General features: G+C 69.0%; 10 protein-coding genes. 6 read left to right on the top strand and 4 right to left on the bottom strand.

The window, feature by feature from the left end:
- The 3 genes from ACTMTI_RS46165 to ACTMTI_RS46155 all read right to left on the bottom strand — a co-directional run.
- Nucleotides 1-664 (bottom strand): RICIN domain-containing protein (locus ACTMTI_RS46165; protein ID WP_441127203.1); only part of this gene is annotated, 664 nt, incomplete at its 3' end.
- A 549-nt stretch (nucleotides 665-1,213) separates the two neighbouring features.
- The gene (locus ACTMTI_RS46160) at nucleotides 1,214-2,035 is read right to left on the bottom strand and encodes an SAM-dependent methyltransferase (protein ID WP_441127202.1); all 822 of its coding nucleotides are present in this window, start codon (nucleotides 2,033-2,035) and stop codon (nucleotides 1,214-1,216) included.
- A gap of 155 nt (nucleotides 2,036-2,190) precedes the next feature.
- A complete protein-coding gene (locus ACTMTI_RS46155) occupies nucleotides 2,191-4,188 on the bottom strand; it encodes a glycoside hydrolase family 31 protein (protein ID WP_441127201.1) in 1,998 nt (665 codons plus the stop codon).
- Nucleotides 4,189-4,872: 684 nt separating this feature from the next.
- On the opposite strand from ACTMTI_RS46155, the gene ACTMTI_RS46150 reads away from it, so the two are divergent.
- Entirely contained in the window at nucleotides 4,873-9,504 is a 4,632-nt protein-coding gene (locus ACTMTI_RS46150) for a hypothetical protein (RefSeq protein WP_441127200.1), read from the top strand.
- A gap of 61 nt (nucleotides 9,505-9,565) precedes the next feature.
- Here the strand turns inward: ACTMTI_RS46150 and ACTMTI_RS46145 are convergent, their stop codons facing one another.
- The gene (locus ACTMTI_RS46145) at nucleotides 9,566-9,694 is read right to left on the bottom strand and encodes a hypothetical protein (RefSeq protein ID WP_441127199.1); all 129 of its coding nucleotides are present in this window, start codon (nucleotides 9,692-9,694) and stop codon (nucleotides 9,566-9,568) included.
- A gap of 303 nt (nucleotides 9,695-9,997) precedes the next feature.
- Here ACTMTI_RS46145 and ACTMTI_RS46140 point away from each other — a divergent pair, with 303 nt between their 5' ends.
- From ACTMTI_RS46140 to ACTMTI_RS46120, 5 genes are read left to right on the top strand one after another with little or no spacing between them, the layout of a single operon-like run.
- The gene (locus ACTMTI_RS46140) at nucleotides 9,998-10,921 is read left to right on the top strand and encodes a family 43 glycosylhydrolase (protein WP_441127198.1); all 924 of its coding nucleotides are present in this window, start codon (nucleotides 9,998-10,000) and stop codon (nucleotides 10,919-10,921) included.
- Between the two features lie 38 nt (nucleotides 10,922-10,959).
- On the top strand, nucleotides 10,960-12,210 hold the full coding sequence (locus ACTMTI_RS46135) for an ABC transporter substrate-binding protein (protein WP_441127197.1): 1,251 nt from the start codon (nucleotides 10,960-10,962) through the stop codon (nucleotides 12,208-12,210).
- A gap of 1 nt (nucleotide 12,211) precedes the next feature.
- Entirely contained in the window at nucleotides 12,212-13,153 is a 942-nt protein-coding gene (locus tag ACTMTI_RS46130; RefSeq protein ID WP_441127196.1) for a carbohydrate ABC transporter permease, read from the top strand.
- A complete protein-coding gene (locus tag ACTMTI_RS46125) occupies nucleotides 13,150-13,971 on the top strand; it encodes a carbohydrate ABC transporter permease (RefSeq protein ID WP_441127195.1) in 822 nt (273 codons plus the stop codon). Before ACTMTI_RS46130 ends, ACTMTI_RS46125 begins: the two co-directional genes overlap by 4 nt.
- A 38-nt stretch (nucleotides 13,972-14,009) precedes the next feature.
- The gene (locus tag ACTMTI_RS46120) at nucleotides 14,010-15,020 is read left to right on the top strand and encodes a LacI family DNA-binding transcriptional regulator (protein WP_441127194.1); all 1,011 of its coding nucleotides are present in this window, start codon (nucleotides 14,010-14,012) and stop codon (nucleotides 15,018-15,020) included.
- The last annotated feature ends 22 nt before the right edge of the window (nucleotides 15,021-15,042 follow it).

Here is a 15,042-nt window from a genome sequence, read left to right as displayed (position 1 = left end):
AGAACGACCCCGTGTTGCGCGTCGTCGTCTGATGCACGCTACCGGTGTCGCTCGGCCAGGCACCGCTGCCGCCACCGGAGCCGCCCGTCGGGGTGACCGTCGGCGTCGGGCTCGCCGTCGGGCCGCCTCCGCTGCCCGAGGGCCGCAGCGTCCACTGCTTGGTGGCCGCCGAGTCGCAGGAGTTCTGCTGGAGGACGGCGTTGGCCGCGGTGGAGTTGTCCTTGACGTTGAGACACTTGCCGCCGTTGGCGTTGACCACCCGGTAGTTGGCTCCGGAGACGGTGAGCTGCCAGGTCTGCGAGGCGGCCCCCGTGCAGGTCTCCTGCTGCACGGCTTTGCCCGCGCTGGTGGAGGCGTCGCGGACGCCGAGGCACTTGCCGCTGTGTTGCGCCTTGATCTGATAGCCGCCGCCGGAGGCGGTGACGGTGAAGACCTTCCCGGCGGTCTCGGCGCATGCGCTCTGCACGAGTTGCACGCCGTCGCCGGTGCTCGGCCCGGGGACGGCGGCGCACAGCCCGCTGCCGGCGTTGGCCAGCGTGTAGTTGCCGTTGGACGGGGCGGCCGATGCGGGCGTGATGAACATGGCCACCAGCCCGCCGGTCGTCATGAGGCCGGCGGTCAGCACGACCGCCACCCTCCTGCCGAAACGCTCCTTTTCGCGCACGTCGAACTCCGTTCGAAGGTGAGTGCTGAGTATTGTCTCTCGCGGCCCATGCCGGCAACGCGGCCCGCGGGGCCGCATACGGTGGTCGAGCGGGGGATTGCGCCGGTCCGGCGCGGTCATGGCACCAGGGCGCGCCTATGGGTTGATCTTGCCGGCCCGCGCCGGCCTACGCCACCGCGGCGAGTGCGGCGGCCGCCATCGCGTCGCCGGGGAACGCCCTCCAGCGTGGATGAGCTCTGGTTCCGATCAAATGACGGGCTCCTTTCCAAGAGCCTCGAAGCCGCTCGGTAAGCGCTTTCCCTGAACGTGGCTCAGTCAAGCACAGCCCGTTTCAGGGAAGAAGCCTTCGTGATGCAACGCCTGCAAACGGGACGATCAGCATCGTTGCCATTCATGAGCGCTCTGGAATCGGCCCAGGTCATAAGACGGAAGCGCGGAAAGAGAAATGCGCGGCCGTGCAGTTTTCGCGATGAAACATTCATCACTGCCTCCGCAGCGGCCCCAGCAGCATGGTGCAGGCACAGGTGCCCGCGTCCGGCGCGCGGACTGTCAGCCGGCCGGCTCGGCCTTGCGGCCGACCCCCACCATCACCCATGCCTTGTCCGGCCTCTCCGACAGGAACGGGCTGTCGGGCCGCCACTCGCGTACGTAGACCAGGCCAGGCTCGACCAGCTCGAGCCCGTCGAAGAAGGGCAGGACCTGCTCGCGCGTACGGGCGCCGCCCTCGCGGTGGCCCAGAATGTTCCGGTAGATCTCGACGATCGGCGCCGCGGCCTCCGGGCGAGCGTCGAAGACGACGTGCGTGATGACCACATGACTGCCGACCGGCAACGCGTCACGGAACTCGGCCACGCGCCGGAACGGGTCGCTTGCGTCGGCGATGTATTGGAGGATGCCGAACAGCAGCAGCGCCACCGGTCGATCGAGGTCGATGACGCGCCGCAGCTCCGGGTCGGCGAGCAGTGCGCCGGGATGCATGACGTCGCCTTCGACGATGGCCGTTCGGGGTCCTCTGGCGAGGATCGCCCTCCCGTGGTTGAGCACGACCGGGTCGTTGCCGACGTAGACCACGCGTGCCTCGGGAACGAGGGATCCGGCCAGTTCGTGCGTGTTGTGCGCGGTGGGCAGCCCGGAGCCCAGGTTGATGAACTGCGTGACGCCCTGCTCCACGAGGAACCGCATCACGCGCACGTGGAACGCCTGGTGCTCCTGCGCCATGACGCGGACCTCCGGCGCGATGGCCAGCACCGCCTCCGCCGCCTCTCGATCGACGGCGAAGTTGTCCTTTCCGCCGATGAAGTAGTCGTGCATCCGGGCAAGGTTGGGTTTCGTGGTGTCGATCCCCACGAGTCGCCGGGTCTCGTCACTCACGCGTCCCACCTCCACGGGCCTCGTAGCTCTCCGATTATGCCCGACGACGGCGGGCCGTACCTTTTACGGCATCCAGCCGGCTCCGCCGTGGATCGGCGAACGACGATGGCGAATGACGATGTGGGTGCCGAGCAGGACGTGCCGGCCCGTGGCCGTCAGGGGGTGAACGCGTGCCCCACCTCGGCGCCCTCGCGGACGAAGACCGGGATGCACACCAAGGGCGCCGCCGCCTCGGCGAGCAGGGTCCCGCCGTCGTGGACCGCGCCGGTGGCCACCTCCAGCCAGCGCGTCCCGGCGGGCAGATACACCGGGCGGGCTCGGGCCCCCGCCTCGACGATCGGGGCCACCAGTACGTCGGGTCCGAGCAGGAACTGGTCGTCGACCGTCCAGGCGTGCTCGTCGCCGGGGAAATCGAACAGCAGCGGGCGCATGACCGGCGCCCCGCTGTCGTGCGCCGCCTGCGCCAACTCCAGGAGGTAGGGGCGGAGCCGTTCGCGCAGCAGCAGGTGCTCGCGGAGGATCGCGTAGGCCTGCTCGCCGTACGACCACACCTCGTTGGCCGCGCCGGTGCTCTCGGCGACGAACGGTCCGGCGGGATCGCGCACCCCGTGCAGGCGCATGATGGGGGAGAACGTGCCGTACTGGAACCAGCGGATCATCAGCTCCCGGTAGGCGGGGTCGGTCGGATCGCCGCCGGCGAAACCGCCGATGTCGGTGTTCCACCAGGGGATGCCGCTGAGCGCCACGTTCAGCCCGGTGCGCACCTGCGTGGCCAGCGCCTCGAAGGTGGTGCGGATGTCGCCCGACCACAGCGCCACACCGTACCTCTGGCTGCCTGCCCAGCAGGAGCGGACGTGCGACAGCGGCCGCTCCACCCCCGCCTCGCGCAGGCCGTCGAAGAGCGCCTGGGCGTGGTAGTGGCCGTACATGTTGCCGACCTGGCGTCCTGGGCCGGCGGCGTACAGCGCCAGTTCGGCCTCGCGAGGGGAGAGGTCGGGTTCACAGGCGTCCAGCCAGAACACCTCGATCCCGAGGTCGAGGTAGTGCTCGCGGAGCTCCTCCCACAGCTTCTGGCGGGCACCCGGGACGGTCGGGTCGTAGTACGCCATGGGGACGAAGTGCTCGCCCCGCCCCTTGGCCGGCCAGGGGTGGGTGAGCAGGCCGCCCTCGGCGTTCCTGACCAGGTGACCGGCGGCGCGCATGGCGGCGTGGTTGTCGCACGCGGGATCGAGGGTGGGCCACACCGAGACCATGAGCTTGACGCCGAGGTCGTCCAGCTCCTTGACCATCGCCTCCGGGTCGGGCCAGAACTCCTCGTCGAAGCGCCAGTCGCCCATGTGCGCCCAGTGGAAGTAGTCGGCCACGATGACCGACAGCGGCAGGCCGCGCCGGGCGTGCTCGCGGGCGACGGTCAGCAGCTCCTCCTGTGTCCGGTAACGCAGCTTGCTCTGCCAGAACCCGGTCGCCCACTCGGGCACGAGCGGCGGGTGTCCGGTGGCGCCGGCGTACGCGGCCATGATCTCGGCAGGGCTGTCGCCCGCGGTGATCCAGTAGTCGATCTGGTGCGCCGTGTCGGCGATCCAGCGGGTGGCGTCGCGCGCCAGCTCCACGCGGCCCATGGCGGGGTTGTTCCACAGCAGCCCGTAGCCGCGCGAGGAGAACAGGAACGGGATCGTCGTGGTCGTGTTCCGCTGGACGAGGTCGACCACGCAGCCCTTCTGGTCGAACAGGCCGTGCTGGTGCTGGCCGAGCCCGTAGAGGCGCTCGCCGTCGTAGCCGCGGAAGTGCTGCTCCAGGCGGTGGCCGCCGTCGCCGAGCGGGGCGTGCACGCGCGGTCCCTGGTGCCAGACGTAGGGCTGTTTGTCGGCGAGCAGCTCGCGGCCGGTCTGCGTGTGCAGGAAGCGGACCCTGCCGCCGTCCGTGACCTCGGCGGTGATGCGGCCGTTGACCAGCACCGCCGAGCCGTCCTCCCGGATGGTCGGCTCCGGGGCGGCTCCCGGCGCGGGCGTGGTGAGCGCGCCCGGCAGCCCGTCGTCGATGGCGTGCGGGGCGGACCTCACCCTGATGGCGTGCGGCCCCCACGGCTCGACGCGCAGGATCTCGTGCGGGGCGTGCCACTCCAGGCGCCCGCCGCGGTCGATGAGTGCAGGCATCAGCTCTCCGGGTAGCCCATAGGGAACGTTTTCTAAGTGCCCGCAAATGTAGATGCACGTAACGTGTTCGACAAGTAGTGGTCGCCTGCCACTGCGTGACGGCGCCCCTATTGCGGTGGCCGCCTGCCGTTTTGCTAAGGCCGCGGTCCCGAGTCTCGCCGAGCCGGCCTTAGCCCGGGCAACGGTTTCTCCAGCGTGCTCCTATCGGGGGCCTGAGCTGGGGTGCTCCACCTGTACGGCACAGGTGCGGAGCGCGCCTCGTGCGGTCGGCGGACGGCCGCTTCCCCCGTGTGAACGCGTGAATCGGCAGGTGGCCGACCTGCTCCAGGCGGATGTAACGCTGATGTAACGGGGTCTTGTCCAGGACATGGCGGGCATCTAGCCTTCAGGCACCGGTTTCTATGAACGGGCCATCGATGCCCCGTGCAACCCCTCACCCCCGAGGCGTGCCCATGTCATTGCCAAGCCTGCCGCCACCTGTCCCAACCGTCCCCCGCTGCTCCAGAGGGTCCTGAGACGAAGGCCCTCTTCGCCGTGTGACGTGCTGAAGGGCGTCGCGATCCCCGGTGTGGCGGTGCCGTTGCAGACAACGTTCGCTGCCACAGGCGCGCTGCGCGCCGGGTCACGATCCTCGCTCCTTTCGCATCGCTTCCCTGCTCGCTCACCCATGGAGAAAAGACTGCAATGCGAAGAATCCTGTTAGGAGCGATCGCCGCGGCCCTGCTCGCGCCGCTGGTGGCCGTTCTGCCGGCCCAGGCGGATCCCGAACTGCCGCCGGGCCACGTCGACGTCATCGCCTTCGGGGACCAAAACTCCGAGGCCGCGCACGCCTTCACGGGCGAGTTCACCTCGGTGGTGGACGGCGCGCTGGGTGAGAAGGCCAGGGTGGCCAACCCGACGAACCCGCCCAGCCCGAAGGGGGGCGAGCTGCGGTTCCGGATGAAGGTCGATCCGGTGGCGCAGAACTACTTCACGCTCAAGTTCTGGGGCGGCGACTCCTCCGGCTACAAGAGCGTCGCCTACATCAACGGCGAGCAGATCGGCTACCGCCGCTCCGGCGACTACGAGGCGATCAACACCGGCCACGGCAGGCCGCTGCCGAACCGGTTCTACTACAGCACCATCATGCTGCCGCTCCAGCACACCCAGGGGCAGCACCTGGTGGAGATGACGGTCAGGACCTATGACGGCGCTTTCGCCGCCCCGGTGACCCAGAACTCGCGCGGATACTACCGGGCCTACACCCACACCGCCGCCTACCTGGACGTCTCGGGAGAGAAGCAGGGGTCGTTCACCCCGGACACCACCCCAGCGGCCGGGCCGGCCGAGGCCGAGCAGCAGGCGATGATCGACCGCTACCGGCAGAGCCAGATCGGCCTGTTCAACCAGCACAGCGCCTACCTGGACGCCGCCCAGGACAGGAAACTCTCGATCGTCCGTTACCAGGACGACCTGCGTTTCTACGCCATGGCGCTGCTGCAGCCCTGGGTTCCCGCGAACACGCCCGAGCTGAAGAAGGCCGCGCTGATGCGGCTGTTCAAGGCCGTCGACAACCACGTGAAGGACTACTACGGCAACACCGGGCTGCTGCTGCGCGGCGGCCACCAGGGCGACTGGGGCGGCTACTACGGCGCGCTCGGCGAGGCGCTGTACATCGTGGAGAACCTGATCAAGGACGACGCGATCCTCGGCGCCCAGGCGTGGGACGCCTTCCTCGACCAGCCGTTCGTGACGAACACCCAGGACGGCCCGGCCTCGCTCAAGGGCGTCGACTGGGAGGGCGGCGAGCTGTCCCGCCGCGAGGCGTACGAGCGGGTGCTGAAGGCGAACTTCGATTTCGCGCGCAGCCGCCTGTCCTACATCTACAACCAGGTGATGTACACCTACGAGGGCGCGTGGGAGGCCCACGAAGGGCTGCGCGTCATCGGCTCCACGTTCTACGAGGGCAAGGAGCGCAGCCACCGGATCGCCGGTGAGGCGCTCGGCTGGGAGCCGTTCCTCGGAGAGGAGGTGCTGGTCGGCCCCGGCGGCGAGGAACTGGACGTCTACCACTCGCTGTTCTGGCACGACCAGACCGCCCGCTTCACCGACGACTACGTACAGACCATCTCCAAAGGCCTGGCCAAGTCCAAGCTGGACGCGGACGGCCGGGTGGTGCGCCGCCTGCCGTACGGCAAGCACTACACGGGCATCACCAAAGCGGGTCTGACCAGGGAGAACACCTTCGTCGCCAACTACGGCGAGTCCACCAACTACCTGCCCGAGTGGTTCTACCGCACCTGGGGTCACGCGGGCGACGAGCAGCTCAACGACGAGATCCTGAAGCTGGCGCTGAAGAACCTGCACGCCCGCGGCTTCACCCGCTACACCGACGTCGACGACAACGGCAAGCGGGTCATGCGCGCCGAGATGGTCGTCGACGAGCGCAACACCGGCTTCCCCGGCTGGCCCGCGTACGGGCTGCGGGTCAGCGAGGGCCGGATCATGGAGTACGTCTCGCTCGAGAAGCACATGGCCGACCACCCTGAGCGCTACGCCGGCGACGAGTGGAAGCCCTACTGGGACTACGCCGCCGAGGCGGTCGGCTTCGCCCAGCAGCAGCGCGCCGACAACCAGTTCTTCAACGCGTTCGGCTCGGTGGAGGGCAAACGCAAGTACGACCTGTGGCTGGCCGAGTCCTACGCCTACATCACCAAGGGCAGGGCAGGCTACGACCGGTTCGGCAAGGTGGCGGCCGGCAAGGTGATGCCGCACACCGACTTCGCCTTCTACACGCCCGAGCAGCTGCAGGCGCTCGGCGTGAACCCCGCCGACTACGAGCGCTTCGCCTTCGCGGACGTGGACAACATGTTCGTGTCCGTACGCGACGGCGACACCCGCATCTTCGGCTCGCTCTTCGAACGCCAGCGCGGCGTCGCGGGGAACGGCAGGCTGCACGTGCTGACCGGCACCCACCACGCCATCGTGCAGCTCGCCACCGACGGCGAGTTCTCCTACCAGGACTACTACCTGCGGATGAACAACATCGACGTCGACTTCATGGAGGACCAGCAGACGGGTGACGGCACGCTGCCCCAGGCCCTGGCTGGAGAGGTGGCGCCGGCCGCCCACCAACCGGGCGTGGGCACGGTACGCCGCGAGGGCTTCGAGGTCGACCACCCCTACGCGGGCTACCGCGACTTCCTGACCGCCCGCTACGGCTCGTACCTGTTCGCCTTCAACACCACCAGGCAGGAGTACGGCAACAAGCGGGACTTCACCCTGCAGGTGCCGGGCGACGCGTTCGACCTCGTCTCCGGCAAGCCGGTCGCGCGGGGCGCGGTCACCGTGCCGCCGGAGACCGCGATGGTGCTCCGCCTGGACAGCGCGGTGGAGCAGCAGGTCAAGCCGCACAAGGTGGACTTCGTCCAGGCGCTGCGCGGCCCGGCCGAGCAGGTGGTGCTCACCTGGAAGCCCGCCTCCGGCGCCGAGTCCTACACGATCGAGCGGGACGGCCAGGTCGTCGCCAAGGACGTGCGCGGCACCTCCTTCACCGACCGCCACCCGAAGGCCGCCTCCTACACGGTGACCGCGGTCAACCGGCACGGCTCCGGCTGGCCGTCCCAAGCCGCCAAGGTGGCGGACGACCCGCCGGGCGAGGGGCCGTGGCGCGCCGACAAGGTCGGCGAGGTCAGTGGCACGGTGAAGATCGACAACTTCCGCGTGGCCGTCTCCGGCGGGAACGGCAAGGGCCTCGGCGACGGCGACGAGCACCGGCTGAGCGAGCGCCCCGGCATCACCGACTCGCTCCACCTGGTGAACCAGGTGCTCACGGGCCCCGGCTCGATCACCGCGAAGATCGACGAGCACTCCGGGCCGCTCAGCGGCGTCATGCTGCGCGACCAACTCGCCACCGCCACCCGCTACATCTCCTTCGGAGCCGACGCGGATGGAAAGCTGGTCCTGCGGAACCGTACCCGCGACTCCTTCCACGACTGGCAGGACGAGCGGCGCAGCCCGCTCAACGCCCGCATCCCGGCCTACACCGCCGCCCAGTATCCCTGGGTCCGGCTGGTCCGTGACGTGGACGGCCAGATGGTGCGGGCGTGGGCGAGCAAGGACGGCCGGGCGTGGGAGTTCGTGGCTGAGATGTTCACGCCGTTCCCCGAGGGGGTGCACGCCGGCGTGGCGGCGGCCACGGCCGCGACGTTCAGCCACGTGCACGTCGAACGGGACCGCGAGGACACGCTGTACGCCAGGGTGGAGCGCGACCGTGACCAGGTGAGGCTGCACTGGAGCAAGCCCGACCAGGCGGTGCGGTTCAACGTCTACCGGACCATCGACCCCAAGGTGGCCACGACCCGGGGCGTGGAGGGCTGGAGCAAGATCCTCTCCGACATGCTCACGTTCAGCCACGCCGACAGCGAACCGCTGCGGTACGGCACGCGCTACTACAAGGTGACCGCCATCGGCGCCGACGGCGTGGAACGCAACGCCTCCCGCATGCTGGTGGCCACGGCCCGGCCGCTCGCCGAGGTGCTCGCTGAGGCGGAGCGACTGGTGCCGGCCGACTACACCAAGGGCAGTTTCTACCTGCTGTCCACGACAGTGGCCGAGGTGAAGGAGGCGATGAAGCAGGAGGGCTTCGACGAGGAGGCGCTGATCAACCGGATCTACGCCGCGATCGCCGAGTTGATGCCGGCGACCACGCTGCTGAAGAAGGTGCCGATCCAGCCCTCGATGGTGGAGGCGTCCACGGTGATCTGGCCGGGCACCGGCACCAAGGCCGAGAACGGCTGGCGAGCCGTCGACGGTGACATCACCACCTACACCGACACGACCACGGCCACGGGCTGGATCGACGTTCGCCTGCCCAACGCCGTGGCGCTGGACGGCCTGCGCTTCTACCCGCGCGCCACCCACACCACCCGCATGAACGGCGTCGTCTTCCAGGGCTCCGCCGACGGCGGCGTCACCTGGACGGCCCTGCACACCGTCAGCGGGGTCAGCGAGGCCAGATGGTACGAGGTCAAGCTGGCACGCACGGCCGCCTACCCGCGGCTGCGCATCGCCTTCCCCACCGGCGGCAACACCAACGTCGCCGAGGCGGAGTTCCTCACCACGATCAACGACTCCACGCTGCTGGCGGTGCTCATCGGTGAGGCGAGCGCGATCGACAGGTCGCGCTACACCGACGACAGCGTCGCGTCGATGGCCGCCGCCCTGGCCGCCGCCGAGCAGGTGCTCGCCAACGGCCAGGCCACCCAGCAGGAGATCGACACCGCGGCCGACCGGCTGCGAACCGCGATCGAGAACCTGGTCCCCAGGGCCGCGTGAACCACGGGCGTGCGGCGGCACCGGCCGCCGCACGCCCGCGTCACGCCGGCAGAGCCACGGATCAGCGCATCAGCGGGGAGTCGGCCGGCAGGTAGAGGTTTCCTTTGACCTGGCTTCCGGCCGCGAGCTGTCTGTGCAGGATCTGCGCGGCCTCGCGTACCGCTTCCGCGTCAAGAGCTGCGTGATTCATGCAGTGAGGCATCCTTGATCGGTCCAGCTGGTGGTTTGTAACGTTACATCCCGGGTTGGGCGGAGTGCCAGACCCTGTTCCGCGATGATGTCGCGGCGGCGGTGGCCGAGTTGAAGCCGGGTTTGGTGCGTTGCCTGGCGGCCGTCCGGCGCACGGGCTCGGGCGGTGGCCGTCATGAGCCGCGCACCGGGCCGGTTCTTCCCCGTGAGGGTCCGGCAACAGAGGGTTGACATGTCATGACTTTTATCGATACAAGTTTTTTATCGATACAAAACCCCAGCACAGAAGGGGCGGAAACCCTCCATGGCTCATGACGCCGAGACTCGGCCATCGGTGGATGGCGACCCCTCCGCCGAACCGCCGTCGAGTCTGGGCCGCTGGCTGGCGGATCCCGCTCTGGTGGCGGTGGGGGAGCGCTACTACCTCTATCCGACGACGGACGGCCATCCGGGCTGGGGTTCAACGAGCTTCTCGGCGTTCTCCTCACCTGATCTGGTCGACTGGCGCGACGAAGGCGTCGTCCTCCGGCTGGGCGAGGACGTCCGGTGGGCGGCGCACCACGCCTGGGCCCCGGCCGTGCTCGAGCGCGACGGCGCGTTCTACTGCTACTTCACGGCCGAGGAGAGCATCGGCGTGGCCCGCGCGGACTCGCCGACCGGCCCGTTCGAGGATCTCGGCAGGCCGCTGATCGCGAAGGGGGACTACCCGGGCGTCGCCATCGACCCGTCGGTGTTCACCGACGAGGACGGCGTGACGTACCTGTACTGGGGCAACGGCGTCGCCCACGGTGTCCCGCTCGGCGCCGACCTCATGTCGTTCGACCCGGCCGAGGTCGTCTCCTGGGTGCCCACCGGCTTCCGGGAAGCGGCCACCGTGCACCGGTGGCGCGACCGCTACTACCTGTCCTGGTCGGAGAACGACACCCGCGAAGCCGACTACCGCGTCCGGTACGCCGTCGGAGCGGGCCCGCTCGGCCCGTGGCAGGACCGCGGCGTCCTGCTGGAGAAACGGCCCGAGCGCGGAATCCTCGGCACGGGGCATCACGCGATAGCGCGCGTGCCGGGCACCGACGACTGGATCGTCGCCTACCACCGCTTCGCGATCCCCGATGGAGACGGATTCCACCGGGAGATCATGTTCGACTGGCTCGTTCACCGCCCCGACGGCGATCTCGAACCGGTCACCCCGGCGCGGACGCACATCCGCGCTCCCATCCCCCCACGGTAAAACGAGTACCGAAGAGGTGAGCGATGTCCCCACTCAGGATGTCCCTTCCCAGAACGAAGTCCCTGCTCATGCGCTCGGCCGCGGTGCTGAGCGCCGCCGCCCTGGCCCTGACCGGATGCGGGTCGGGAGACGGCGGCGGTAGCGGCGGGAAGACCAAGCTGAGCTTCTTCTCCTGGGACGGGGAGAAGATCATGAAGCCGCTCATCGAGGACTTCGAGAAGAAGAACCCCAGCATCGACGTCGAGTTCTCCCACGCCCCGCCCGTGGCCGAGTACATCGCGGCGCTGCAGACCAGGGTCGTCTCGGGCACCGCGGCGGACGTGTTCCTGATCGCGGCCGAGAACAAGACGAACCTCATCCAGGGCGGCTCCGTCAAGGACCTGACCGGCAAGCCGTTCATGGCGAACACGTCCAAGTTCAACACCGCGACCTACTCCCTGGACGGCAAGGCCTACGGCATGTCGGTGTCGTCGTGGTCCGCCGGGATCCTCTACAACAAGGACGTCCTCGACAAGGCGGGCGTCACCGAGTTCCCGACGAAGTGGGACGACTTCATCGCGTTGTGCCAGAAGCTCAAGGCGGCGGGCGTCACGCCGTACCTCGAATCGGTGACGGGCATGCCGCTCACCGCCGCCGCGCTCGTCGGCCACGCGAACGCCGCCCAGGGCGGCGACGTGGACGCCCAGATCTTCGCCGGGAAGAAGAAGTTCGGCGAGCTGTGGGACGGGCCGTTGACGAACTACAACCAGCTGTTCACCAGCGGCCTGGTGAGCAAGGACGTCGTCAGCCTGAAAGGCGAGCAGATCGTGGACGAGTTCGCAAACGGCCGCGTCGCCATGATCGCCGCGGGCCCGTGGGACGTGCCCACGCTGCGCGAGAAGGCGCCGAAGATGAACATGGCCTTCGCCGGCGTGCCGACACCGGACGGCAAGCCGTTCTGGGGCGGCGCGGCCTCGCCCGGCTACGCCATCAACGCCAAGACCGAGCACGAGAAGGAGGCCGAGGCGTTCCTGACGTACCTCGGCAGCAAGGAGGGCGTGGCGCTGTTCAACAAGCAGACGAGCGCCATGACCACCACGACCGACTTCACCCCCGTGATCGACAAGGTGCTGGAGCCCAACCTCCAGGCGCTCAAGGACGGCACCTTCTACCTGCCGCAGATCGCCTGGCCGCGGGTCCAGGACGCGCTCAACACCGAGGCCGTCGCCCAGCTCCAGCTGATGGTGCAGGGCCAGGCCAAGCCGGCGGACGTGGCCGCCGCGCTCGACAACCGGCTGGCCCAGGGCTGACATGACCGCGCTCGGCAGAAGGGCGCCCGCGCCGACGGGCGCCCTGTCCTGGCTCACCTCGCCGAAGAGGCTCGAAGGGCTGCGCCTGCAGGCGTTCCTGGTGCCGATCGGGATCGTGTTCGCGGTGTTGTTCGCGATCCCGCTGGCGCAGTCGCTCTACTTCAGCGTGACCGACTTCAACGGCTACTCGACGGACGTCAACTTCGTCGGCCTGGAGAACTACCGGAAGATCTTCAGCGATCCGTCCATGCTGGCGGGGCTGGGGTTCACGCTGCTGTACGCGATCGCCACCACCGTGATCGTCACGGTGCTGGCGATCCCGCTGGCCGTGCTGTTCAACCGGCGCTTCTTCGGCCGGAACGTCGTACGCGCGGTCTTCTTCTTCCCGGCGATCCCGAGCATCGCGATCCTCGGCCTGGTGTGGGGGTTCATCCTGTCGCCGCTCGGGTCGGGCGCCCTCAACTGGCTGCTCGACGCCGTCGGCGGGCTCGCACCCGTGCCGTGGCTGTCGGACGGCACGCTCGCCCAGCTGTCGGTCATCGTGGTCGCCGTCTGGTCGTCCACCGGCTGGCACGCCATCCTCTACCTGGCGTACCTGCAGTCCATCCCCGGCGACTACTACGAGGCCGCGCGGGTCGACGGCGCCTCGCCGCGCCAGTCGTTCTTCAGGATCACGCTGCCGCTGCTCGCCCCGGCGGTCACGGTCAGCTCGCTGCTGCTGATGACCGGCGGGCTGAAGGTCTACGACCTGCCCTACACCCTCACCAAGGGCGGCCCCGGGTACGCGACCTTCACCATCACCCAGTCGATCATCCAGAGCGGCATCGCCCAGGCCAAGTTCGGCCAGGCCTCCGCGCTGGCCGTGGTCTTCATGCTGGCTGTGGGGGCGATCGTGGCGGTCCAGCTCGTCCTGTCCCGCCGCCTGGAGGGACGCCTGTCATGAGAAGAAAGCGCTCCTCACCCATCCTGTCCCTGGCCATGATCCTGGCCGCGGCCGTGGTCGGCGTGCCCTTCTACTACATCGTCGTCAACACGTTCAAGACCCAGCGGGAGACGTCCGCCGCGCCACTCGCGCCGCCGACGAGCCTCTACCTGGACAACTATGTGCGGGTGTTCGAGAGCACGCCGATCCTGCAGTCATTCCTCAACACCGTGTACGTCACCGTCGTCTCCATCGTGATCATGCTGGTCATCGGGTCGATGGCGGCCTACGCGATGCTGCTGCGCAAGACCCTCCTCAACCGGGTGGTCGGCGTGCTGCTGGTGATCGCGTTCCTGGTGCCCGGGCAGGCCACGCTGATCCCGGTCTATCGGATCTTGGTGGAGCTGCGGCTGGTGGACAGCCTGGAAGGGCTCGTCTTCCTGTACGCGGCCGGCTCGATCTTCTGCTACTTCCTCATCCAGGGATACCTGCGGTCGCTGCCGATCTCGATCTTCGAGGCCGCGCGCATCGACGGCGCCGGACCCTGGCAGATCTACTGGCGGATCGTGCTGCCGCTCATCCGGCCGATCCTCATCACGGTCGGCGTGTTCCAGACCATGTGGATCTGGAACGACTTCATCACGCCGAACGTGTTCATCAGCTCGCCCGACAAGCAGACCCTGGTCCTGCAGGTCTACAAGGCCGTCGGGCAGTACTCGGTGGATTGGCCGGCCTTCATGACGCTCAGCGTGATCGTGCTGATCCCCGTGGTGATCTTCTTCATCGCGATGCAGCGGCACATCGTCAGCGGGCTCCTGCAAGGAAGCGTCAAGGGCTGAGCCCGTGAGAGGATGCAGCCCGTGCGGGTGAACGGCGAATGGTGACGATCCAGGACGTGGCGAAGGCCGCGGGCGTCTCGCCCATGACCGTCTCCCACGTGATCAACGATCATCCGCACGTCAGGAGCGAGACCCGCGAGCGCGTGCTGCGGGCCATCGCCGAGCTCGACTACCGGGTCAACGTGGCGGCGCGCAATCTGCGCACCGGGCGTACGGGGACGATCGGCCTGGCGGTGCCGGAGGTCGACCGTCCCTACTACGGGCAACTCGGCGCCGCGATCATCGCGGCGGCGGCGCGGCACAACCTCAAGGTGGCGATCGAGCAGACCGGCGCCTCCCGCGAGGGCGAACTCGCCGCGCTGGCCCTGTCCCGCAACCGGCTCTACGACGGGCTCATCCTCGCCACGGTCGGGCTGGGGCCGGCCGACACCGACCTGCTCAAGGTGGACTACCCCATGGTCATCCTGGGGGAGCGGATCTTCGACGGGCCGGTGGACCACGTCGCCATGCCCAACGTCGAGGGCGCGCGGGCCGCGACCGCGCACCTGATCGAGCGGGGCTGCCGCCGCATCGCGCTGATCGCCGGCGCGCCGCGGGACGAGGTCGAGGTCTCCGGCCTGCGCCACGACGGCTACCGGCAGGCCCTCGACGAGGCGGGCATCCCCTTCGACCCGCGGCTCCTGGCCGCCATCGAGGGGCTCACGATGGAGGAGGGGGCCGCCGCCGCGCGGCGGTTGAACGAGTCCGGGGCCGAGATCGACGGGGCGTTCTGCGTGACCGACACGGTCGCGATCGGGGCGCTGCGCGGCTTCGCCGACGCCGGAGTACGCGTCCCGCAGGACGTCAAGGTCATCGGCTTCGACAACATCGCCGAGGACGCCTACACGATCCCCTCGCTGTCGTCGGTCGACCCCGACCACCCGCTCATGGCCGCTCAGGCCGTCGGCTTCCTCGTCAAGCGGCTGGCGGAGAAGGGCAAGAAGCGGCAGGTCGCCCGCGAGTTCATCAGCCACTTCTCGATCGTGGCGCGGGAGTCGACCGGCGGCTGAGCGCCGCCGGTCCGACCGCCGT

Origin of the sequence: Nonomuraea sp. H19 (assembly GCF_052068215.1) — a bacterium.
Taxonomy (GTDB): Bacteria; Actinomycetota; Actinomycetes; order Streptosporangiales; family Streptosporangiaceae; genus Nonomuraea.
Note: the sequence above shows the minus strand (reverse complement) of the source record. Positions and strands in the feature narration are given on the sequence as shown.